Source organism: Accumulibacter sp. (assembly GCF_036625195.1).
Taxonomy (GTDB): Bacteria; Pseudomonadota; Gammaproteobacteria; order Burkholderiales; family Rhodocyclaceae; genus Accumulibacter.
Window position 1 is genome coordinate 2,463,465 of sequence record NZ_JAZKUG010000001.1, and the last position, 20,844, is coordinate 2,484,308.

Genomic DNA, 20,844 nt, shown 5'->3' on the forward strand with positions numbered 1-20,844 from the left:
CCGTCAAAGCGGGAGTGGGCTGGACGGCACGCCCGGCGAGTGCTCTGCGGTCGCACGGGGGGCCAGCCATTCGCGCGCCCAGCCGAGGCTGCTTTCAGTATCCACCCGCCTTGGCCGGTATTCGCAGCCCAGCCAGCCGTCATAGCCGAGGCGGCGAAGCAAATCGAAGAGAAACGGATAGTTGATCTCGCCGCTGCCGGGCTCGTTGCGGCCCGGGTTGTCGGCCAGCTGGAAGTGCGCGATGCGATCGATGTTGGCTTCGATCGTCCGTGCCAGGTCTCCCGCCATCACTTGGGCGTGGTAAATGTCGTATTGCAGCCAGAGATTGGGGAGTGCCATCTCGGCGATCAATGCAAGTCCCTTGGCGGGCGTGTCGAGCCAGAAGCCGGGCATGTCGACGCGACTGTTGATCGGTTCGATCAGCAGCCGGATGCCATGCCTGGCCAGTTGCTCGGAGGCGTAGCGCAGATTGCGCGTCAGGGTTGCGCGCAGTTCTTCGTCGGGAATGCCGTCCGGTGCGATCCCGGCAAGACAGTTGAGCTGCCGGCAGTCCAGCGTGCGTGCGAAGTCGATGCCCTGCGCGACCGATTCGCGGAAGTCGGCCTCCCGTCCCGGCAGACAGGCAATGCCTCGTTCGCCGGCCGACCAGTTTCCGGCCGGCAGGTTGTGCAGGACCTGCACCAGTCCGTTCGCACGCAGCAGCGTGCGCAATTCATCGCCATCGCAGGCGTAGGGAAACAGGAATTCGACTCCGCGAAAGCCCGCTCGTGCTGCCCGTTCGAAACGCTCACCGAACTCATACTCGGTGAACAGGAAGCTCAGATTGGCACTCAGGTTCAGCACAGGCCCAGTCACGGCGGCTCCTTCGTCTATAATCAGCAATATTTTGATCAGGAAAGCCAGCATGGGCAATCGTCTGTCGAAGATCGTCACGCGAACCGGTGATGCCGGTACCACCGGCCTTGGAGATGGTACGCGCGTGGCCAAGGACAGTCTGCGCATCGAGACGATCGGCCAGGTCGACGAACTCAATTCGACCATTGGCCTGCTGTTGGCGGAACAAATTCCGGATGAGTTCAGAAATGCTCTTACCGGCGTGCAGCACGACCTCTTCGATCTTGGCGGAGAGCTGTGCATTCCCGGTATGAACATGATCAGCGACGCGCAGGTGGCTCGCCTCGAAGCCCTCGTTGAGCGCTTCAACGACGACTTGCCACCGCTGAAGGACTTCATTCTCCCCGGCGGCAGCCGCGCCGCAGCGCTGGCCCATCTGGCACGGACGGTATGCCGCCGCGCCGAGCGACATGTGGTGACTCTGGCCAACAGCGAGAGCGTCTCCGACTTCGCGCGAAAGTACCTCAATCGCCTGTCGGATCTGCTGTTCGTCCTCGGTCGCGCGCTCAACCGCACCGCTGGTTGCGGCGATGTGCTGTGGGTGCAGGGCAGGAACCGCACGGCTGACTGACAACGCCAGAAGTGCGGGCCGGCCATGCTTCGTATCGATGGAGTGCCAGGATGACAAGCCACATCACCGTGATCACCACCGCGAACCGTGCGCGGCGTTTCGTTCCCACAGACGAAACCAGCCTGGAGGCCATTGTCGACAGCCTGCGGCGCAGCGGGCAGCTCTTTAGCGGCAAGCCGCTGATCATCGGTTCGGGCGCGCACACCGAGGTTTTTGCCGCCGCCGCGATCGCCTGTGTCGAGATCGAGACGACACGCGACCTTGCGGCCCATTTGCCCAGCCAGCACAACCTGAGCCTGAGCGCGTTGACGCCGGAGCAGCGTGTCGAACCCTTCTCTGGCGGCTTGAACGGCGACCACTTCAGCGCGCGGATCGAGTTTTTCTTCATCGGTGGCCACGTGTTGTACATGGCCGCCGAGGGTGTCCGCAAGCCGGCGCTAGCCGAACCGCTGATGAACCTGACTGGCCTCTTCGAACGACCGGCGCTCCACTATCGCCTCGCGCAAGGGGGGATCGGCCTGATGAACCCGCGCGCGTTGACGCGATTCGTCATTACTCCCGGCGTGCCGGATCTGCCGAGCGATGCCTGGGTCGCCGAAGGACAGTGAACCCGAGCGGTTGCTCCGACGGTCCGACGACTGAATCGCCGGCAGCAGTGATCCGGGCAGCGCGCTGACCGGAGTGGGGCTTCGTCCGCTCGCTCGCGCCGCTGTCCTCACACTCTCTCATTGCGTTGGGGTGTCGGGGTAGGGATGGAGCGTGTGGAGAGAGATGCTGCGCCCTGAGGGCTGGACGATGCGTACGTGCTCGCGGCGCAGTCCGCGCGCGTGCGGGAGACCGCAGGAGTGGGCGATCATCTCGAGCTCCCTGTTCATGTTGCGGCAGTAGGCGGCAACGCGTTCCGCCTTGTCTTCGACGACCAGGCCGCGTTGCAGCCGGGGGTCATGCGTCGTGACGCCGGTTGGGCAGGTGTTGGCGTGACAGCGCAGGGCCTGGATGCAGCCGAGGGAGAACATGAAACCGCGTGCCGTGTTGACGAAGTCGGCACCGGCGGCGAGTGCCCACGCGACGCGCGCCGGAGTGACCAGCTTGCCGGCTGCAATCAGGCGAACGCGCTGTTTGAGGCCGCTGGCGATCAGTGCATCGGCCACCAGCGGCAGCGCTTCGTCGATCGACAGCGCCATGTGGTCGGCCAAGGCTTGCGGCGCCGCACCGCTGCCACCCTCTCCACCATCGATCGTCAGGAAGTCCGGTGCGGCATGCAGCCCCCGACGCCTGACGGCCTCCGTCAGTTCGTCCATGAACGCGTTGCCGCCGATCGCGGTCTTGACGCCAACCGGTTTGCCCGTGATCGCGCGCACGTGTTCGACCCGGTCGAGCAACTGGTCGATGTTGGCGACATCGCGGTGACGGTTTGGGCTGAGTGAATCCTCGCCGAGGGGAATGCCACGTATCTCGGCGATTTCGGGTGTCACCTTGTTGCTCAGGAGTACGCCTCCTTTCCCCGGCTTCGCTCCCTGCGACAGCTTGATCTCGAAGGCTCGGACGCATTCGTGCGCTGCCAGTTCGCGCAGCCGCTGGGTGGAAAGCTGTCCGCTGGCATCGCGGACGCCGTACTTGGCGGTGCCGATCTGGAAGATGATGTCGCAGCCGCCCTCGAGATGGTAGGGTGACAGGCCTCCTTCGCCGGTGTCCAGCCAGCAGCCGGCGGCGGCAGCGCCGCGTGACAATGCACGCACGGCGGGTCGCGAAATGGCTCCGAAACTCATGGCGCTGATGTTGACCAGCGAGCGGCCACTGAACGGGGTGGCACAGTAACCTTCGCCAATCGGCAGTGGCGGTGTCGGTCGCTGTTCTTCGTCGAGGACCGGGAAGGGGGCGTTGACGAATACCAGTGCGCCCGGCTCGTGGATGCGGTAGGTCGAGCCAAAACCGATGATCCCGCCCTGATTCTTCGCCATGCGGTAGACCCAACTCCGCGTTGCCCGGTCGAAGGGCATCTCGTCGCGGTCGCCCAGGAAGAAATACTGCCGGAAGTACTCGCCCAGACTCTCGAACAGATAGCGCAGGTGGCCGACGAGCGGGAAGTTGCGCAGCACGGCGTGCTTTTCCTGCGTCACGTCCTGCACGTACAGGTAAACCAGACCTCCGGCAAAGGCCAGGGCGAGCAGGACGCCCGTCGTGACGAGCAACAGGTCGAGCATGGGTGCCTCCCATTGGTGATAGAATCCGCGTAGCTGACGCCAGTGTACGGGATTCCTCATGAACTTTGCAGCCATGCTCGAGGGCGAAGTCGAGCGTAATGTTGCCGCAGCACTTGCCGAGGATGTCGGCAGCGGCGACCTGACGGCGCAACTCGTACCGGTTGCGGGGATCGGGCGGGCGACGGTCATTGCGCGCGAGGACGCCATCCTCTGCGGTTCGGCCTGGTTCGCCGCCTGCTTCCGGCAACTCGACCCGGCGGTGCGCATCGCCTGGCAGGCGGGCGATGGTGAACGGATCAGGCCGGGCCAGCCGCTGTGCGAGGTCGAGGGGCCGGCGCGCGCCCTGCTGACTGGCGAGCGCAGCGCGCTGAATTTCCTGCAACTGCTTTCCGGCGTCGCGACCAAGGCCGGGGAGTACGCCGAGCGGGTTGCGGGAACACGGGCGCATGTGGTCGACACGCGCAAGACGGTTCCCGGACTGCGGCTGGCGCAGAAGTATGCCGTCCGCTGCGGTGGCGGCGGCAATCATCGCCTCGGTCTCTACGACGGAATCCTGATCAAGGAGAACCACATCCTTGCCGCCGGCAGCATCGCTGCCGCGCTGGCGGCGGCGAAGCAGGTCGCAGCCGCCAGCGGCGGGGTTTGCCAGTTCGTGCAGATCGAGGTCGAGAACCTCGACGAACTGCGCCAGGCGCTCGCCAGTGGTGCGGAGATGGTCCTGCTGGACAACATGAGCCTGGATCAACTGCGCGCTGCGGTGGCCGTTACGGCTGGTGGCGCGGTGCTCGAGGCGTCGGGCAACGTCAGCCTCGACACCGTCCGCGCAATCGCCGAGACCGGTGTGGACCGCATCTCGATCGGTGGCCTGACCAAGGATGTCCGGGCGCTCGATCTGTCCATGCGTTTCCAGGGCTGACCGGCCCACTGCAACACGCGGTGGACCGCAGGGGGCAGCGCCGCGCCAGCGGGGTGCCCCGTGCTGCCACCAGCGAGTTCAGCGGTGATATCATCCGGACGACGCGAGCGGGCCGGAGGTTGTGGCTTCCACCAACAGGGAGAGGGTGGTCTGATGCTATTTGCGCTGTTCTACGTACTGGCGATCACGATACTGATCATGCACTTCACGGGGTTCCTGGCGCGACACAATCTCGAATGGCTGGTCCTGGTCCTGGCTGCGGCCGTCTTTCCAGCGGTCATCTATCTCTGAAGCCCCGATCGGTGCCGATTCACGGTACGTGCTGCGCGATGAAGCGCTGCACTTGGTCTACATTGACGTCCATGACCTCGACGCGCTGCGGCAGCGTCTCGATGCCTTCCATGCCTGCGGGTCGATCGGGTCTGTGCCCGAGCGCTTCGACGATCGTCTCCTCGAATTTTGTCGGCAGTGCGGTTTCCAGAACGACCATCGGCATATCGGCCGTGCGGTGTTCGCTGCCGACCTTGAGCCCGTCAGCGGTGTGGGGATCGATGACCAGTCCGTAGCGGTCATGGGTGCGGCGGATCGTCGCAAGGCGGTCAGCATGCGTGCTGCGACCAGAGACAAAGCCGAAGTCGGGCAGACGGGCGAAGCAGGGCAGTGACGACAGGTCGAAACTGCCGCCGGCGTCGACTTTTGACCACAACTGGCGGATGAGGTCCGGGTCGCGGCCGACCAGATCGAAGACGAAGCGCTCGAAGTTGGAAGCCTTCGAGATGTCCATCGACGGACTCGAGGTCGCTGCGGTTTCGCTGGGCGCGCGCGGGCGGTAGACGCCGCTGCGGAAAAACTCGTCGAGGACGTCGTTCTCGTTCGTCGCCAGCACCAGGCGGCCGATCGGCAGTCCCATCATGCGCGCGATATGGCCAGCGCAGATGTTGCCGAAGTTGCCCGAGGGAACGGCGAAGGCCACCTGCTGCCCGCCGCTGCCGCCGATTTCACGGGTCGCTGCGAAGTATCCCTTGAAATAGTAGATCACTTGAGCGGCGACGCGTGCCCAGTTGATCGAATTGACTGCACCGATCCGGTAGCGCGTCTTGAACGCGTGGTCGTTCGACACCGCCTTGACGATGTCCTGGGCGTCGTCGAACGTTCCGCGCACGGCGATGTTGTAGATGTTGGGATCCTGCAGCGAGTACATCTGGGCGCGCTGGAAGGGGCTCATTCGCTGATGCGGCGAGAGCATGAAGACGCGCACGCCCTGCTTGCCGCGCATCGCGTACTCGGCTGACGAGCCGGTATCACCAGAAGTGGCGCCGAGAATGTTGATCTCCTCGCCGTTGCGCGTCAGGACGTACTCGAACAGGTTGCCGAGCAACTGCATGGCCATGTCCTTGAAGGCCAGGGTCGGCCCATTGGACAGCTCAAGGATCGCCAGTCCGCCCTCGCCACTTCCCGGCGCCGGCGGTTCGAGCCAGCGCAGCGGCGTGATCTCGCTGGCGGCCGAGTCGTTGCGCCCGTTGCCGTAAATGGCGGGTGTGTAGGTCCTGTGGATCAGGGTCCGCAGATCGTCAAGCGGAATATCATCGATGAAATGGGCCAGCACGGCGCTGGCGAGATCGGCATAGGAGAGGTCGCGCCACTGGGCGAGCTCTGACTGGTCGATCCTGGGATAGCTGGCCGGGAGATAGAGTCCTCCGTCGGGCGCCAGACCGGCGAGGAGGATCTCCGAGAAGGTCCGGTTCGACGAATCCGCCGCACCGGCGGGTCGGGCACGAGTCGAGACGTAACGCATGGCGATGGCTGTCCGGCAGATGGCAAGACGCGCAGTCTACCATGCCGCTTCCAGCCCCAGTCCCGGCGGCGTGCGGCATGCTGCGCGAAACCCCCGCCTTCGCCCTCACCTATCCATCTGGTGGGTCTTGTCGCTCGCTCGCCCCTTGCATCCCCGCCTGCTGGCGACGACTTCTTAGGCGATTTCCGCAAGACGTCATACCAGCGGCCATGGTGGCAGGCTTGTCTGATTAGATATGGTCTCTTGCTCATAGTGTTGTATGCGATACTTCGAGTCAGTTCTCAGATTGTTGGAGTCACTGATGAAGGTCGCCATGGTAAGTGAAGGGGGGGTTTCTCTTGAAGCCAGTCATGTGGAAGACATCCGGCTTGCGTCGAGCAAGATGACGGGATCGGAGCGCCGGGCGTTTCAGGCGGAGATGGCGGTGAAGTACTGTAGCGGCAGCGCTCGGTGCGCAGAGGAGGTTTTCGGCTGGAGTCGGGAGGCTGTTCGGCTTGGTCTGAACGAGAAACGCACCGGGATCGTTTGTGTGGGGCATCACGCGTTCTGTGGTGCGAAGTTGTGGGAGCAGAAACACCCGGAGGTGGCGGAAGCGCTGTGGAGACTGGCGGAGAGTCATGCCCAGCAGGATCCGACTTTTCGCACGACCTTGTCGTTCACCCGCTTGACGGCGGAGGAGGCCCGCAAGCAGTTGCAAGCGCTGGGATTTGCCGACGAGGTGCTGCCGTCCCGAAGCTGCATGTCGGAAGTGTTGAACCGGAACGGGTACCGGCTGCGTCCGGTGCTCAAGGCCAAACCCCAAAAAAAGTCCCCGAAACCGACGCCATCTTCGCCAACATCCGGGAACATGACCGGGATTGCCAAGGCGCAGCGTTCATGCGCCTGAGCATGGACTGCAAGGCGACGGTGAATATTGGCGACTACTCGCGCGGTGGCAAGACGCGGGGTGACAACCAGGCGGCAGACCACGACATGGGGTGCCAAGAGAAGCACACCCCATTTGGTGTCGTCAACGAAGACAGTGGCTCCCTTCATCTGTCCTTCGGAAGTTCGGCGAAGACCAGCGATTTCATCATCGACAGCCTGTACGCCTGGTGGGCATGTCAAGACCCCGATGCGTGTGCGCGCGTCACCCACATCCAGATCAAGGCCGACAACGGGCCCGAGAGCAATGGTCGGCGCACGCAGTTTCTCAAGCGCATGGTCGAGTTCGCCGACCACATCGACAAGTCCATTCGCCTCCTCTACTATCCGCCGTACCACAGCAAATACAATCCCGTGGAGCGCTGCTGGGGAATCCTCGAGAAGCACTGGAACGGCGCCAAGCTCACCGATACCGAAACAATGTTGGCGTGGGCGAAAAGCATGACCTGGAAAGGCATCCATCCCGTCGTCCAACTGAGCCGGACCACCTATGAAAAAGGAGTCACCGTGGCCAAGGTTGCCATGCAGGCTGTTGAGTCCCGACTGGCAAGAAACCCGCTCCTGCCCAAGTGGGACATCCTGATCCGGCCAGCTTCCACGGTATGACTATTCGCGGCAATCACCTTAACAACCTCTCAGCCAGCCAGTACACGGTTCTTTCCCGCCCGCTTGGCGGCATAGGTCGCCGCATCGGCACGCTCGATCGACTCCGCGAGCGATTCGCCGGACGCCTGCACGACGACGCCGGCACTGAAGGTCAGCGTGACACCGCTGCCGGCGACGCGGCAGCCCGCGAGCTGTCGCTGAAAGCGGGTGAGGGCGCTCACTGCCTCGTCGAGCCCGGTGTCGGGCAGCATCACGACGAATTCTTCACCACCGAACCGGCCGATGACGTCGGATGGCCGCAATGCCGAGCGCAGGATCCGGACGAGATGGATCAGTGCCTCATCCCCGGCGTGATGGCCAAGCGTGTCGTTGAGACGCTTGAAATCGTCCAAGTCGATCAGGGCGAGTGCCAGCGGGCTTCCGTTGCGGCGCGAGCGGGCAACCTCACACTCGTGCGCCTGGTCGAAGCCACGGCGATTGAGCGCGCCGGTCAGTGTATCAGTCACCGCTGCCGCTTCGGCCCTGCTCAGGGCGCGCTCGAGATCCGCGATGCGTGCCTCGGCCGCCAGCAGCGCGAGCATCGTCGCCTGCGTCGCCATGATCCTGTCGCGCTGTACTCGCCGGTGTTGCACCCCGCCTTCGAAGACGGCGCTCGCGGCTTGCGAGTGGCCCGTCTGCAGATCGCCGGGCAGGGCCGGACGACGATGCAGCCGACGCGATGCCTGGCGTGATGAGTGCATCTGAGGGAAATGATCGTGCTTGAACATCTCTCGCTCCGCGGTTGGTGCTCGACCGAGTGGATCATATCCCGGTCAACGGAGGCACCTCGCAGATCTTGAGACTTTTTTCACAAAAATCTCCGATAGTGTTGTTTTAAAGTATAAAGTTGACCAATCGGCAAGTCACTCCCGGTCTGCACAGAGCGCCCTCAGCACGACTCCAAGGAAGTGGAGCAGCGCCAACAGCGCTGGCCACAGGCCAGCCGCAACGTCGAGGCCGAGCAGAGCGCCGGCGGTCAGGAACAGCAATGCCCGTTGCGTGCCGCCGTGGCGCAGGGCGGTGTGCAGCCGGTCACGACGCGCCGTCCGCTTGCCGCGCAGTAGCCAGACCGGGAGCAGGTGCGTGAGGGCGCCGGTGACCAGGGGCAGGAGAAAGCCGACGATGAAGGCGAGGATGCTGTCACGGCCGTCGAGCGCTCCGACGGCGTGGCCGACTCCGAGTCCAAGCAGCAGCAGAAACCCCGCCAGTGCGCCGGCAAGGGGGGCAGCCGCACCATCGTCGAGCAGCCGGCGCCAGCCTTGCCAAGTCAGGATGGCGCGCCCGAGACTGAGGACGACGACTGACAGCAGGAGGGTACCCGTCAGCGCCAGGGGCAGCGAGAGGGCAGCACCGATGGCGATCAGCAGGACGGCGCCAACCGCGACGGGCAACTGTCGCCGCAAGCGCTGGCTGGCGGTCGGGTCGGCAGTGTTCAGTACCGTTGGCAGCAGGACATGCAGCGTTCCGAGGGCAGTCAGGCCGACGAAGCCGAGCACGTTGAGGTGCAGGTGGAGCAGCCTGAGTGTATTGCGCGCCTGTGGCCAGCAGGCCATCGCCGGGACCAGCAGCAGCGCGACGCCGAGCAGGCTGACCGCTGCCAGGTACCAGTGCCAACATGGATGCGGGGTGCCGAGCGCCCGCCTCGCGCGCTGGTTCATCCATCCGGCGAGAGCCGCTGCCGGCAGTAGCGTGCTGCTGGCAGCAGCCGTGAGGGCTGGTGGTGGCGCTTCGCCGACGAAGCCGAGAAAGGACACACCGCCGGCAAGCTGCAGGAGGATCGGCGCCAGCAGGAGGCTTCGTGGTGCGGCACCGCTACGGGTCAGGACGGGTATGAAATGGGTGATGGCGCCGAAGATCAGCGGCATGATTCCGGCCGCCAGCAGCAGGTGTGCGACTGCTGGCAGCGATGCCTGTCCGAGAAGCAGCGACACCAGCGCAGCGACGAAGGTCGCCAGGGCCGAGAGACCGAGGTAGATCAGCAAGCGCTCATTCCACACAGCCGGCTGACCGCGCGTCGGTCCGCCGCGCCGGCTTCACCGGCTGCGCGTGCGGCAGGGGACAGGCGGGCGCGTACGGCAGACGATCGGTGTCCTCAGGCGGTGCGCAGGAAGTCGATGACGACGGCGCCGGGTTCGCGCTGCACGTAGCTGACCTGCAACGCGTTGCCATAGCGGCTTTGCAGCTGCGCGAGCAGTGGCAGGGGGTCGTGGTCGTTGCAGAAACGCATGGTCTCTCCCGGGACCAGAACATCGAGAGCACCGAAGATCGCCGCGTGGCGAAAGCGTTTCGCGACACCGCGAGCGTCGAAGGCGTGTCTGGCATCGATACGGGGCTGATCGCAGGCGTGCATGGTGGTCTCCGGCGGTGATGGGAATGGACCGCCAGTCTGCGCCCGTAGTGCGCTCCTGTCTTTGATCTGGGCCGGCAAGCGAGTGCATCCGGCCTACCGTCGCCAGCGAAGTCGCTGGGTACATCGCCGCCGGGCGATCGACCATCGCCGGGCGCAGCCTGCGATAATGCCGGCATGCGTCGTTTCCTGAGAAAGTATCTTCCCGACCACGAGTCGATCCGCAACAACCGCTGGTTGCGTCCGTTCGAGTCGTGGCTGCTGCATCCCCGGCTTTGGCACCTGAACCGTCACTCGGCTGCCGGGGCGGTTGCCGTCGGTATGTTCTGCGGCCTGATTCCCGGCCCGCTGCAAATGATCGGGGCGGCGCTCAGTGCGCTGCTCCTGCGCGTCAACCTGCCGCTTGCCCTGCTCGTCACGCTCTACACCAACCCGTTCACCATCGTGCCGCTCTACCTCGTCGCCTACCAGATCGGTCGCCTGCTGATCGGCGACAGCGGCGGTTTCGTCGCGCCGCCCGCGTTCAGCGTCAGCGCTTTCACTGACTGGACCGAAGCGATGCAGATGTGGATGCTGGCCGTCGCCCAGCCGCTGGCAGTCGGTCTGCTCGCGCTCGCCAGCAGCCTTTCGGTGCTGGGTTTCCTGGCCACTCGCGCCATCTGGCGGCTGTATCTGATCCGGTCGTGGCGGCGACGGTTGCGTTCCTCCTGAGCGCAGCGAACGGGCATCGTCGTCCTGCCGCCGGTGCGCCACACCAGGCCGCGCTTTCCCGCTACCCCAAGCCCGCTGCCCGCGGCGCCGGCGGCCGGCGGCCGGCGGCCGGCGCGGGCAAGGTTCAGGGGTGAGTCTGCGAGATCTGCAGCGCGAATGTCTTGATGCCCCGCAGCATCATCTCGATCGCCATCGCCACCAGCACCAGACCCATCAGCCGTTCCAGCGCGATCACGATGCGCTCGCCGGCGACGCGTTGAATGCGTTCGGCGAGGACGAGGATGATGGCACTGACTGCCATCGTGATGCACAGAGCGCCGATCCATTCCAGCCGGCGAGCGGGCGCCTGCGACACGAGCAGCAGGACGGTCGCCAGTGCCGACGGGCCGGCGATGGCCGGAACGGCGAGCGGCACGATCAACGGCTCCCCGGCGGGGTCTCTGGCGTCGGTGCCCGGTGGCGGAAAGATCATCCGCAGCGCGATCAGGAAGAGGATTACGCCGCCGCCGATCTGCAGAGACAGTTCACTGAGGTTCATCAGGCGCAGGAAGCCCTCGCCGACGAACATGAAGGTCAGCAGGAGAATGAAGGCGATGAGCACCTCGCGCAGGATGACCCACGGCCGCCGAGCCGGCGCCACGTGCCGCAGCGCGTTGGCGAAGATGGGAATGTTGCCGATCGGGTCGGTGATGAGGATCAGCAGGATGGTGGCAGAGGCAAAGGTATAGCTCATTCGTTCTCACTCTGGCTGGTGGTGACGCCGCGTGTTGGCGGCAGCGCGGCATCGCGGCGTCTCGGGTTGGCCGGCCGGGCGGCGCTCGGCCATTGATTGCGTCGGCAGATGCTGGCGATCGCGCCGGGTCGTGGCGGGTCGTGGCGGGAGCGGTCGGACCGCTTGCCTGCCGGGAAGGGCGCGGCCACCGCGCAGGATAGCAGGCATTGCCATCCGGGTGACAAGGCGGAATCTCCTGGACAGCGGGCAGCGGCATGCCGTAGGCTCGCACCTTTTTCATCCGCAGGGCTGGCCCCGGGGGTACGGCGTGCCGGGGTGTCAGCGCTGTGGCCGCAACGCGTCGCCCGCATGCCGACAGGTCAGCGCCGGCAGCCTGCACCGTCGGCTGGCGGCAGTCCGATTGCTGCTGTCGGTGGCGCCGGAAGCTCAGCGGATGCCTGTGGAGAGAGCGAACTGATGCGCATGCGCGACCTGTGTGACCTGGTCCTGCTGGCCGCTCTCTGGGGCGGCTCCTTCCTGTTCATGCGCTACGCCGCTCCGGCCTTCGGCCCGCTGCCGCTGATCTGGATGCGGGTTGCGGTGGCGGCGGCCTGCCTGGCGCCCTTGCTGCTGCTGCGGCGGCAGGTCGGGGCTCTGCGCGAGCACGCCTTCGGCATCGTCGTCGTCGGTGTCTTCAGCTCGGCGCTGCCCTTTACGCTGATTGCCTGGGCGATGCTGTCGATCACCGCCGGTCTGGCGTCGATTCTCAATGCGACGGTGCCGATCTTCACCGCGCTGATCGGCGCCCTCTGGCTGCGCGAACGCCTCGGCGCGGCGCGCGCTGCCGGTCTCGTCGTCGGTTTCGTCGGCGTTCTCGTGCTCGCCGCCGGTCAGGCCGACTTCAAGCCCGGCGGCAGCGGATGGGCGATCATCACCATGTTGCTGGCCACCCTGTCGTATGGCCTTGCCGCCCATCTGACGCGACGGCTTCTCGGCGAGGTGCCGGCGCTGGTCAGTGCCGCCGGGTCGCAGATGATCGCCGCGATCGTCCTGACGCCCCTCGCGTTCTGGTTCTGGCCGGCCAAATCGCCCGGCTGCCTGGCATGGGCGGCGGCAATCGCGCTCGGCGTGGGCTGTACCGCTTTCGCCTTTCTCATCTTCTTTCGCCTGATCGCCAACGTCGGCGCTGCGCGCGCAGTGACCGTGACCTTCCTCATCCCGCTTTTCGGCATCATTTGGGGCGGCATCTTCCTTGCTGAGCGCCTCGACGCGGGGATGCTTCTCGGTGGCGCCATCGTCGTGCTCGGGACGGCCCTGGCAACGGGGGTGCTGCGCTGGCCTTCGCGTCGCCCGGCATAGGACCGCCGGTGCCGCGGTGCGGCAGACGCTACCGACTCCGAACCGGGCCACGGGGTATCCGGACGGCGGACGGCTGGCACGACGGACAGGGTCGGCGGCGGCGCACGCTCGTCCGCCCCGCCGGGAATGGCGGCCTTGCTGCCCGTCCGTCCTACGGCGTGCGCCCAGCCGTCGATGCCTGCGGCCGTTGCGGGTCGGCGACGATGCGCGCGTCCACGTCGCGCAGCAGGCGCTGGAATTCCGGCGAGTCCATGATGATTCGTCCCGCCGCCGCGCGCAGACGATCGACGGCCTCGTCGGGCAGCACGAAGGAAGTCGGCTGGGCGTTGAGGTAAGCCACCTCATCCGGGTCGTGCAGCTCGCCAAACGAGACGTCGATGGCATAGATTTCGGCCTCCGGAACGCGCAGCGCTGCGGCTACCGCGGGATCCCTGTTGGCGGCCATTGCCGACGACTGGCCGATCAGGCGCAGGGTCTTCCAGCGCGCCGCCATGTCCCGCAGCAGCTCGACCGCTTCATAGGAGTAGCGGTCGATCGGCACTCCAGCCGACTTCAGCAGGATGCTGACGGGGCCCGGCGGGCTCTCCGATTCGTCCCAGTCGGTCGGCGGCGAGGAGAGGGAATTGACGATGAAGACGATGACACGGCGGATGCCGTCGAGCGGAGTGGGCGCGCCGGCCTCGTGCAGCGCTTGCGAGATTTCGAGCGCGTCGAGCACCGCGCGCATACCAACGTTGTCCGAGACGCCGCCGTCGACCAGATGCAGGAAGGGCCGGTGGGCGCCGTCACCAAAGCCCTGCAGGTCGCGCAGCGAACGGATCGCCCGTGCTGCCGGGCGTGGTGGCTCTGCGGCATCGGTGAAGACCTTCACCCAGGGGGGCAGTTGCGTCCGGCAGGTGCCACCGTAGTTGTTGATCGTCACCGGTGAGAGAACCACCGGTACCGCCGAGGACGCGGCGGCGGCGCGCGACAGGCGCACGGCATTGAGCTCCGAGCAGATGACGTCAAAGGTGTTCTGGTTGAAGACGAAACGGGCACCCGTCGAGATGTCGGTCGCTGACGCGAGGATCAGCGGTCCGCGGCCACGGTCCAGATCGCCGAAGGTGGCTCCCTGGAACAGGATCTCGTCGTACAGCTCCGCTGCCAGCTCCGAACGACCCCAGCCCAGCGACCAGAGGGCGCCCCAGTTCTTCGGGCTCAGGACACGCGCGATGATCTCGCCCTGCACGTCGCGCTTGAGAAAGCGTTGTTCGTACTCGGCGAACAGGCGGTCGCCGTAGAGGCCATAGGCAAGTGCGGTGAAGCTGCCGCCGGAGACGCCGGTGATGATGTCGACGGTATCGAGCAGGCGGACGGTCTGGCCCTGCTGTCCCACCACTTCCGTACGCCGAAGGAACTCGAGAGCGCCGTAGGAAAATGCCGCCGCGCGCGTGCCTCCTCCGGAGAAGGCGAGAATGACCAGGTTTTCCTTTCCCTTGGCCTGCTGTGCGTGGCGCACCTGGAAACGGTACCCAGCATGCGGGTCGGCCTCGGCAAGAGGCGGATTCACCGGGCGGCTGGCACAGCCGCCGAGGAAAAGGAGCAGTAGAAGCAGGACAAGGGATCGCAGCGGTGATGGAGTCATCGGTTCGGCTCGGCAGTCTGCAGGAAGACTGCAGTCTAACCCGTTCCGCAGCCGCCGCGACACGATTTTCCGACAGGCCGTGGCCCCGCGCTTGCCGGCGCAGCTGGTCGCGGAGGCGAAGGATCCGATGTCGCGATGTCGCGATGTCGCGCGCGAGCGGTCGCCACCAGCCGTCACCGGGCATCGGGCGTCGCCTGCGGGACGGCGAGGAGAGGCGGACAGCGGGGTCCCGGTCGGCGCTTGCTCTGCCGGTCGCGGCCATTGTGTATCATGTCGCGATCGCATCACCCGACCACCATGGAGATGGCCATGCAATCACCGATCAGTCGCTTCCCCGTTCCCGCGCTCGACGAATTGCCCGCGGATGTGCGCAACCGCATCCTGGAGGTCCAGGAGAAGGCCGGTTTCGTTCCCAACGTCTTCCTCACGCTGGCCCACCGCCCCGATGAGTTCCGCGCTTTCTTCGCTTACCACGACGCGCTGATGGAGAAGGAGAGCGGGCTCAGCAAGGCCGAGCGCGAGATGATCGTCGTGGCGACCAGCGGTGCCAACCAGTGCCAGTACTGTGTCGTCGCGCACGGAGCGATCCTGCGCGTGCGTGCGCGCAATCCGTTGCTGGCCGACCAAGTGGCGGTGAATTACCGCAAGGCGGACATCACGCCGCGGCAGCGGGCGATGCTCACCTTCGCCCTGAAAGTGGCTTTGCATTCGGCTGAAATCGGCGATGCCGATTTCGCAGCGCTGCGCGAGCACGGTTTCGCCGACCCGGACATCTGGGACATCGGTGCGGTCGCCGCCTTCTTCGCGATGTCGAACCGATTGGCCAACATGACGTCGATGCGGCCGAACGAGGAGTTCTTCCTCATGGGTCGGCTGCCCAAGAGCTAGCCGGCCGGGCGGGTTCAGGCGCTCGGCGGCGTCCGGCCGGCAGCGCCGAGCGCTCGCCGCGCCGCGGCGATGGTCTTCAGGCCGAGCAATGCCAGGCCGCCGGCGAAGATGCCGACGAGGGCGTCGAGCAGGGCCGAGGTCAGCAGCTTGAGTGCGCCGCCTGCCAGCGCGACTTCGCCCGCCAGCGCCGCCGCATGCTCGATGGCGTGATGCAGCGACGCGATGCCGTGCGTCAGGATGCCGCCGCCGACGAGAAACATCGCCGCCGTCCCGATCACCGTCAGTGCGCGCATCAGTCGCGGCGCCGCCAGCAACAGGCCGTTGCCGATCGTTTGCGCCAGCACGCCGGGTCGCTTGAGCAGGTGGCAGCCGAGGTCATCGAGTTTGACGATACCGGCGACGAGGCCATAGACACCGACGGTCATCAGCAGACCGATGCCGCATAGCACGACCACCTGCATCGTGAACGGCTGTCCGGCGACCGTGCCGAGGGCGATGACGACGATTTCGGCCGAAAGCACGAAGTCCGTGCGAATGGCGCCCCTGATCCTGTCGGCCTCGAGGGCCCGCAGGTCGGCGTCGCCGCCGGCGAGGGCTGCCAGTTCGGCCGCGTCAGCATCGCCGTGTGGCGCCGGGTGCAACCACTTGTGCGCGAGTTTCTCGACCCCTTCAAGGCACAGGTAGATGCCGCCCAGCATGAGCAGCGGGGTCACCGCCCACGGCATGAAGCGGCTGATCGCCAGGGCAGCAGGCACCAGGATCAGCTTGTTCTTCAGGGAACCGACGGCAACCGCCCAGACGACCGGCAGTTCGCGCTCGGCGCGCACGCCGGACACCTGTTGCGCGTTCAGCGCCAAGTCGTCGCCGAGGACACCGGCGGTCTTCTTTGCTGCCACTTTGGTCATCAGGGCGACATCGTCGAGGACGGTGGCGATGTCATCGATCAGGGCGAGCAGGCTGGCTCCGGCCATGGGCGTTTCCGGTCTGTTGGGTGCGGTGCGCAGCACCGCTGGCAGCGGCGCGGCTCGATCGGCGAATTCTAAAGGATTTGCGATGGCCCCGGGAGGCAGGGCGCCGACTAGCGCCGGGGGCGGACTTGGCGTTATGCTCGCGCTCCGTCGTCAGCCGCAATCAACAAACCCAACCAGAGAACTGGAGACAATCGTGCCTGCACTGCTGCCCCAACCCGATCCAGAGGGTCTGCTCGAGTATTCGGTGGTCTATACCGATCGCTCCCTCAACCACATGTCGCAGCGCTTTCAGGGAGTCATGCGCGATATCGCGCGCATTCTCAAGACGGTTTACAACGGCACGACGGCCATCGTCGTGCCCGGCAGCGGAACCTTCGGCATGGAAGCCGTCGCGCGCCAGTTCGCGAGCGGCCGCAAGTGCCTGATCATCCGCAACGGTTGGTTCAGCTTCCGCTGGACACAGATTCTCGACATGGGGCAGATCCCGTCGGCGAGCATCGTCCTCAAGGCGCGGCGGGTCGGCGACGAGAGGCACTCGCCCTTCGTTCCCCCGCCGATCGACGAGGTGGTGGCGCGCATCCTGGAAGAGAAGCCGGACCTCGTTTTCGCGCCGCATGTCGAAACCGCATCGGGCATGATCCTGCCGAGCGACTACCTGCGTGCGGTCGGTGAGGCGGTCCGTTCCGTCGACGGCTTGTTCGTGCTCGACTGCGTGGCTTCCGGCGCAATCTGGGTGGACATGGTCGCGCACCATGTCGATGTCCTGATCAGCGCGCCGCAAAAGGGCTGGACCGGGATTCCCTGTTGCGCGCTGGTCGTGCTTGGCGAGCGTGCACGCGCCCGCATCGACGCGACGAGCAGCAGCAGCTTCGCCTGCGACCTGAAGAAGTGGATGCAGATCATGGAGACCTACGAGAACGGCGGACACGCCTACCACGCCACCATGCCGACTGACGCCCTGGCGGCGCTGCGCGACGTCATGCGCGAGACCGAGAACTACGGTTTCGAGCGTGTCCGCCAGGAGCAACAGGAGGTTGGCCTGCGCGTGCGCGCGCTGCTTGTCGGCAAGGGCTTCGCGAGCGTTGCTGCCGAGGGTTTCCAGGCGCCGGGAGTGGTCGTCAGCTACACGGATGATCCCGACATCCAGTCCGGCCGCCGGTTCGTCGCCATCGGTCTGCAGACCGCCGCCGGCGTGCCGTTGCAGTGCGACGAGCCAGCCGATTTCAGCAGTTTCCGGATCGGTCTCTTCGGTCTCGAGAAGCTGCACAACCCTGACCGCACGGTGCGCAACCTGGCCGATGCGCTGGCACTTCTGACTCGCCCGGATCCGGCCGAAGCGGCTTGAGTGCTCGTCGCATGCGAGGCATTGCCGGCGATCGGCGGATACCGACGCTCGTGTTCAGGGCGCAGCGATCGGCAGCTTGATGCGTTGCAACCCGTGGCGGACTCTTTCCGCCAGGCGGATTGCTTCGGGATCGTCGTAGGGCTTCTGCGTCGTCCATTCGCAGAAGGATGCCATCAGCGCCGCTCTTTCGGCCGTGAACCGGGATACCGCGAGGCCTGCCTCGATGATCGGGATGAGTGCCGCCGCGGCGCGCAGGCGGTTGATTTCAGGCGTTGCGGGTGGGATCTCTCTCGACATGCGGCGATTCTAGCGACGCTCTGCAAGCGCGCCGAAGGACATATTCCACATTTGCTGCGCGGCCGGTGTCGACGGGCTGCCTGACCATGCCCGGCCGCGGGTCGTGCGCGCTGGCCAAGCCTGTTCGCGCTCCGTATAATGGAGACGGAGTGGTCGAGCAGCAGGCGGAACGAGATGATTGGTCAGCAGGCAATCGATTCGCAGCGCCGCCAGCCGAGGCTGGATCGATGAACGCCAGCCGGAAGACGCTGGGCGGCAAGGCCGGCACGGGGCATTCAGAACCTGGCGCACCTGCCGGGCCGGGTGTCGTCAATCCCTATCCCGGCCTGGCCGCTTTCAGACCTGCCGGGCAGCGCTTCTTCTTTGGTCGCGAGCGCGACATCGAGCGCGTGCTCGCCCGCTTGGCCGCGAGTCGCCTGGTCAGTATCGTCGGCAGCTCGGGAACCGGCAAGTCCTCGCTCGTCGCCGCCGGTGTCGCCGCCAGGCTGGCCGAGCGGCCCAGTGGGCTCGCTTACCTGCCGTGCGAGCCGCAGTCGAGCCCGTTCCGGCAGCTGGGGGAAGTGCTCCTGCGATCGGGGCCACTGGCGGCACGCGCCGACCTGCGCGCCGCGCTGTTCGAACAGGAGCCGCTGGCAGCCTGCGAGGAGCGCCTGGCGACGGCGATCACGACGTCGTTGCGGCAGATGTCGCTGCCCGCGCTGTTGCTGCTCGACCAGTTCGAGGAACTTTTCAGCTGCACTCCTCCGGCAAGTGCGCGCCGTTTTCGCGTCCTCCTCGATTCGCTGCTCGGCATCGACACGCTGCACATCGTGCTGACCCTGCGCAGCGAGTTCACGGCCCGTCTGCTGGAGTGGCTCGGCGAGGATCTGCTGCGCGCCTCGCTGCTCGTCCTCGGCCCGATCACCGACGAGGCGGCGCTGCGCGAGATCATCACGGGACCGGCGGCCGCGCTGGGTGTGCCGGTGCAGCCGGATCTGCTGGCCACCCTGCTGCCGGCGGCGACCGCTGCCCGCGGGGCGCTGCCACTGATCTCGCTGACCCTGGAGCGGCTCTACGAGCAGCGCCACCCGGAAAAGGGCCTGACCCTGGAGGCCTATCAGCGCATCGGCGGCCTGGCGAGCGCCGTCGGCAGTGTCGCCGCCGACATCGAGAGACTGATCGCGGACGACCCCGAACTGGATGCGGCGTGCTCGCGGCTGTTCACCGAGCTGGCGACGGTGATCGACCAGTTGCCGACCCGCCGCATCTTGGACATTGCGACCCTGCGCAGCGATCAGCCGCTGGCACGCCTGGTCGAGCTTCTGCGCCGGCAGGGTTTCATCGTCGATAACGATGAACGCCACATCGAGCTGGCGCATGAGATGCTGCTCAGTCACTGGCCGCGCCTGCGCCAGTGGTGTGCGCATCATCGCGACAGCCTGGTGTTGCGTCGGCAGGCCAAACAGGCGGCACGCGACTGGCGCCGTGGCGGCGAGCAGGGCGCCTGGCAGCAGGCTGCAGGCGGCAGCGAGGGAAGCGCCGGGCGTTGGCGCTGGGAACAGCAGCGACCCGCCTTGCTGGCATTGCACGAGCTTGCCCATCGTCCGCCGCCGCCATCCGACGCCGACTTCAGCGATGCCGGTATAGTCGCCTGGCGTGGGCTCGCCGCTGGCATGGAGAGCTACCTGCACAGTTTCCTGCGGCCGGAGCCGCTGATCCTCATCGACGAACTGGCGATCGACGGCACGACCCATGAACGCCGTGAGGAAATCGGTCTGCGTCTAAACCAGATGGGTGATCCGCGGCGCGGTGTCGGGCTCGCGGCCGATGGCCTGCCGGATATCGCCTGGGTCGATGTCGCTGCCGGCGAGGTCGAGATCGAAGGGCCGGCGCAGCGCCACTTCGTCGTCGAGCCCCTGCGTGTGGCGCGCTATCCGGTCACCTGGCAGCAGTACGGCGCCTTTGTCACCGCCAGCGATGGCTACCGTGACCGGCGCTGGTGGCGGCGGCTGGTCCAACGCAAGCAGCCCGGCGAGGCGCGGTGGGCTGGCAACAACTACCCGGCGATCAACGTCTGCTGGGCTGATGCGGTCGCCTTCTGTCGCTGGCTCAGCGCACGCTGGGGCCTCGTGGGGGGGCAGGTGGTGCGTCTGCCGACGGAGTGGGAGTGGCAGTGGATTGCGCAGGGCGGCGCCAGTCGTCGCTGCTACCCGTGGGGGGACGACTGGCGGCCGGCGCTCGCCAACAGCCACGAGAGCGGTGTCGGCCGCACCGTTGCCGTCGGCATGTATCCGCTGGGGGCCGCCGCTGGTGTCTACGATCTGGCCGGCAACGTCTGGGAATGGTGTCTCAACGAATATCATGTGCCGGGCAACGTGCAGGTTGGTGGCAATGAGCCGCGCGCCTTGCGTGGCGGATCGTGGCTCGACTTCCCGGGCGATCTGCGCTGTGGCAGGCGGGAGGCCTTTCCGCCCGACGAGCGCGACGGCGACATCGGTTTCCGGATCGTTCTCGCGCAGCCGTTCGAGGCTGCCTAGCGCGGCGGCAGCGCGCCGCCCCGCCTGCGCCGGCTACGCTTCGCCCGTAGGTTGTGAATCATTCGACGCTACGACCGATTCGCCGCTTGGCCCGCGCGCCCGCGCCGGGCATCCCTGCATGCTCG

The 20,844-nt window shown here is 66.2% G+C and carries 19 protein-coding genes and 1 pseudogene; 10 read left to right on the plus strand and 10 right to left on the minus strand.

Features of this window, described 5'->3' with window-relative positions:
* Positions 1-3 precede the first annotated feature (3 nt).
* Complete coding sequence (hyi, locus tag V5B60_RS10915) at positions 4-843, minus strand: hydroxypyruvate isomerase (protein ID WP_332350532.1); 840 nt, start codon at positions 841-843, stop codon at positions 4-6.
* Between the two features lie 61 nt (positions 844-904).
* Here hyi and V5B60_RS10920 point away from each other — a divergent pair, with 61 nt between their 5' ends.
* Both V5B60_RS10920 and V5B60_RS10925 read left to right on the plus strand, forming a co-directional pair.
* Positions 905-1,465, plus strand: coding sequence for a cob(I)yrinic acid a,c-diamide adenosyltransferase (locus V5B60_RS10920; RefSeq protein WP_332347026.1), 561 nt, complete (start codon positions 905-907; stop codon positions 1,463-1,465).
* A gap of 50 nt (positions 1,466-1,515) precedes the next feature.
* Positions 1,516-2,073, plus strand: a complete 558-nt coding sequence (locus V5B60_RS10925) for a hypothetical protein (protein ID WP_332347027.1) — start codon at positions 1,516-1,518, stop codon at positions 2,071-2,073.
* A 117-nt stretch (positions 2,074-2,190) separates the two neighbouring features.
* Here the strand turns inward: V5B60_RS10925 and V5B60_RS10930 are convergent, their stop codons facing one another.
* Complete coding sequence (locus V5B60_RS10930) at positions 2,191-3,669, minus strand: FMN-binding glutamate synthase family protein (protein WP_332347028.1); 1,479 nt, start codon at positions 3,667-3,669, stop codon at positions 2,191-2,193.
* Positions 3,670-3,727: 58 nt separating this feature from the next.
* Here V5B60_RS10930 and nadC point away from each other — a divergent pair, with 58 nt between their 5' ends.
* Both nadC and V5B60_RS10940 read left to right on the plus strand, forming a co-directional pair.
* Complete coding sequence (gene nadC, locus V5B60_RS10935) at positions 3,728-4,585, plus strand: carboxylating nicotinate-nucleotide diphosphorylase (RefSeq protein ID WP_332347029.1); 858 nt, start codon at positions 3,728-3,730, stop codon at positions 4,583-4,585.
* A gap of 153 nt (positions 4,586-4,738) precedes the next feature.
* Complete coding sequence (locus V5B60_RS10940; protein WP_287461646.1) at positions 4,739-4,876, plus strand: hypothetical protein; 138 nt, start codon at positions 4,739-4,741, stop codon at positions 4,874-4,876.
* Between the two features lie 19 nt (positions 4,877-4,895).
* Here V5B60_RS10940 and thrC read toward each other — a convergent pair whose 3' ends face one another.
* Complete coding sequence (thrC, locus tag V5B60_RS10945; RefSeq protein ID WP_332347030.1) at positions 4,896-6,380, minus strand: threonine synthase; 1,485 nt, start codon at positions 6,378-6,380, stop codon at positions 4,896-4,898.
* A gap of 418 nt (positions 6,381-6,798) precedes the next feature.
* On the opposite strand from thrC, the pseudogene V5B60_RS10950 reads away from it, so the two are divergent.
* A pseudogene (locus V5B60_RS10950) lies at positions 6,799-7,910 on the plus strand (ISAzo13 family transposase).
* Positions 7,911-7,939: 29 nt separating this feature from the next.
* On the opposite strand, the gene V5B60_RS10955 reads toward V5B60_RS10950, so the two are convergent.
* The 3 genes from V5B60_RS10955 to V5B60_RS10965 all read right to left on the minus strand — a co-directional run bounded on the left by V5B60_RS10955 (position 7,940) and on the right by V5B60_RS10965 (position 10,299).
* Positions 7,940-8,677 (minus strand): GGDEF domain-containing protein, encoded by a 738-nt coding sequence (locus V5B60_RS10955; RefSeq protein WP_332347031.1) that lies wholly within the window; start codon positions 8,675-8,677, stop codon positions 7,940-7,942.
* A gap of 135 nt (positions 8,678-8,812) precedes the next feature.
* Entirely contained in the window at positions 8,813-9,931 is a 1,119-nt protein-coding gene (locus V5B60_RS10960) for a hypothetical protein (RefSeq protein WP_332347032.1), read from the minus strand.
* Positions 9,932-10,041: 110 nt separating this feature from the next.
* On the minus strand, positions 10,042-10,299 hold the full coding sequence (locus V5B60_RS10965; RefSeq protein WP_332347033.1) for a DUF2249 domain-containing protein: 258 nt from the start codon (positions 10,297-10,299) through the stop codon (positions 10,042-10,044).
* A gap of 174 nt (positions 10,300-10,473) precedes the next feature.
* Between V5B60_RS10965 and V5B60_RS10970 the strand changes: the two genes are divergently transcribed.
* A complete protein-coding gene (locus V5B60_RS10970; RefSeq protein WP_332347034.1) occupies positions 10,474-11,007 on the plus strand; it encodes a DUF2062 domain-containing protein in 534 nt (177 codons plus the stop codon).
* Between the two features lie 124 nt (positions 11,008-11,131).
* Here the strand turns inward: V5B60_RS10970 and V5B60_RS10975 are convergent, their stop codons facing one another.
* Positions 11,132-11,740 carry a MarC family protein gene (locus V5B60_RS10975; RefSeq protein ID WP_332347035.1) on the minus strand — a complete coding sequence of 203 codons (609 nt, stop codon included), beginning with the start codon at positions 11,738-11,740 and terminating at the stop codon, positions 11,132-11,134.
* 456 nt (positions 11,741-12,196) lie between these two features.
* Here V5B60_RS10975 and V5B60_RS10980 point away from each other — a divergent pair, with 456 nt between their 5' ends.
* Entirely contained in the window at positions 12,197-13,078 is an 882-nt protein-coding gene (locus V5B60_RS10980; RefSeq protein ID WP_332347036.1) for a DMT family transporter, read from the plus strand.
* Positions 13,079-13,229: 151 nt separating this feature from the next.
* Here V5B60_RS10980 and V5B60_RS10985 read toward each other — a convergent pair whose 3' ends face one another.
* Positions 13,230-14,702, minus strand: a complete 1,473-nt coding sequence (locus V5B60_RS10985; RefSeq protein ID WP_332347037.1) for a patatin-like phospholipase family protein — start codon at positions 14,700-14,702, stop codon at positions 13,230-13,232.
* A 309-nt stretch (positions 14,703-15,011) separates the two neighbouring features.
* On the opposite strand from V5B60_RS10985, the gene V5B60_RS10990 reads away from it, so the two are divergent.
* The gene (locus V5B60_RS10990; RefSeq protein WP_332347038.1) at positions 15,012-15,590 is read left to right on the plus strand and encodes a peroxidase-related enzyme; all 579 of its coding nucleotides are present in this window, start codon (positions 15,012-15,014) and stop codon (positions 15,588-15,590) included.
* A 14-nt stretch (positions 15,591-15,604) separates the two neighbouring features.
* Here the strand turns inward: V5B60_RS10990 and V5B60_RS10995 are convergent, their stop codons facing one another.
* Complete coding sequence (locus V5B60_RS10995) at positions 15,605-16,561, minus strand: DUF808 domain-containing protein (RefSeq protein WP_332347039.1); 957 nt, start codon at positions 16,559-16,561, stop codon at positions 15,605-15,607.
* 193 nt (positions 16,562-16,754) lie between these two features.
* On the opposite strand from V5B60_RS10995, the gene V5B60_RS11000 reads away from it, so the two are divergent.
* Complete coding sequence (locus tag V5B60_RS11000) at positions 16,755-17,906, plus strand: aminotransferase class V-fold PLP-dependent enzyme (protein WP_332347040.1); 1,152 nt, start codon at positions 16,755-16,757, stop codon at positions 17,904-17,906.
* Between the two features lie 54 nt (positions 17,907-17,960).
* Here the strand turns inward: V5B60_RS11000 and V5B60_RS11005 are convergent, their stop codons facing one another.
* Positions 17,961-18,203: a hypothetical protein gene (locus V5B60_RS11005; RefSeq protein WP_332347041.1), complete on the minus strand. Its 243-nt coding sequence runs from the start codon at positions 18,201-18,203 to the stop codon at positions 17,961-17,963.
* Between the two features lie 227 nt (positions 18,204-18,430).
* Between V5B60_RS11005 and V5B60_RS11010 the strand changes: the two genes are divergently transcribed.
* Complete coding sequence (locus tag V5B60_RS11010; RefSeq protein ID WP_332347042.1) at positions 18,431-20,719, plus strand: SUMF1/EgtB/PvdO family nonheme iron enzyme; 2,289 nt, start codon at positions 18,431-18,433, stop codon at positions 20,717-20,719.
* Positions 20,720-20,844: the final 125 nt, after the last annotated feature.

Coding starts and splice junctions, on each gene's coding strand:
- V5B60_RS10925 (WP_332347027.1), top strand. CDS start 1,516: ATGACAAGCCACATCACCGTGATCACCACCGCGAACCGTGCGCGGCGT.
- thrC (WP_332347030.1), bottom strand. CDS start 6,380: ATGCGTTACGTCTCGACTCGTGCCCGACCCGCCGGTGCGGCGGATTCG.
- V5B60_RS10985 (WP_332347037.1), bottom strand. CDS start 14,702: ATGACTCCATCACCGCTGCGATCCCTTGTCCTGCTTCTACTGCTCCTT.
- V5B60_RS10940 (WP_287461646.1), top strand. CDS start 4,739: ATGCTATTTGCGCTGTTCTACGTACTGGCGATCACGATACTGATCATG.
- V5B60_RS10990 (WP_332347038.1), top strand. CDS start 15,012: ATGCAATCACCGATCAGTCGCTTCCCCGTTCCCGCGCTCGACGAATTG.
- nadC (WP_332347029.1), top strand. CDS start 3,728: ATGAACTTTGCAGCCATGCTCGAGGGCGAAGTCGAGCGTAATGTTGCC.
- V5B60_RS11005 (WP_332347041.1), bottom strand. CDS start 18,203: ATGTCGAGAGAGATCCCACCCGCAACGCCTGAAATCAACCGCCTGCGC.
- V5B60_RS10955 (WP_332347031.1), bottom strand. CDS start 8,677: ATGTTCAAGCACGATCATTTCCCTCAGATGCACTCATCACGCCAGGCA.
- V5B60_RS10995 (WP_332347039.1), bottom strand. CDS start 16,561: ATGGCCGGAGCCAGCCTGCTCGCCCTGATCGATGACATCGCCACCGTC.
- V5B60_RS10970 (WP_332347034.1), top strand. CDS start 10,474: ATGCGTCGTTTCCTGAGAAAGTATCTTCCCGACCACGAGTCGATCCGC.
- V5B60_RS10920 (WP_332347026.1), top strand. CDS start 905: ATGGGCAATCGTCTGTCGAAGATCGTCACGCGAACCGGTGATGCCGGT.
- V5B60_RS10980 (WP_332347036.1), top strand. CDS start 12,197: ATGCGCATGCGCGACCTGTGTGACCTGGTCCTGCTGGCCGCTCTCTGG.
- V5B60_RS11010 (WP_332347042.1), top strand. CDS start 18,431: ATGAACGCCAGCCGGAAGACGCTGGGCGGCAAGGCCGGCACGGGGCAT.
- V5B60_RS10965 (WP_332347033.1), bottom strand. CDS start 10,299: ATGCACGCCTGCGATCAGCCCCGTATCGATGCCAGACACGCCTTCGAC.
- V5B60_RS10975 (WP_332347035.1), bottom strand. CDS start 11,740: ATGAGCTATACCTTTGCCTCTGCCACCATCCTGCTGATCCTCATCACC.
- V5B60_RS10930 (WP_332347028.1), bottom strand. CDS start 3,669: ATGCTCGACCTGTTGCTCGTCACGACGGGCGTCCTGCTCGCCCTGGCC.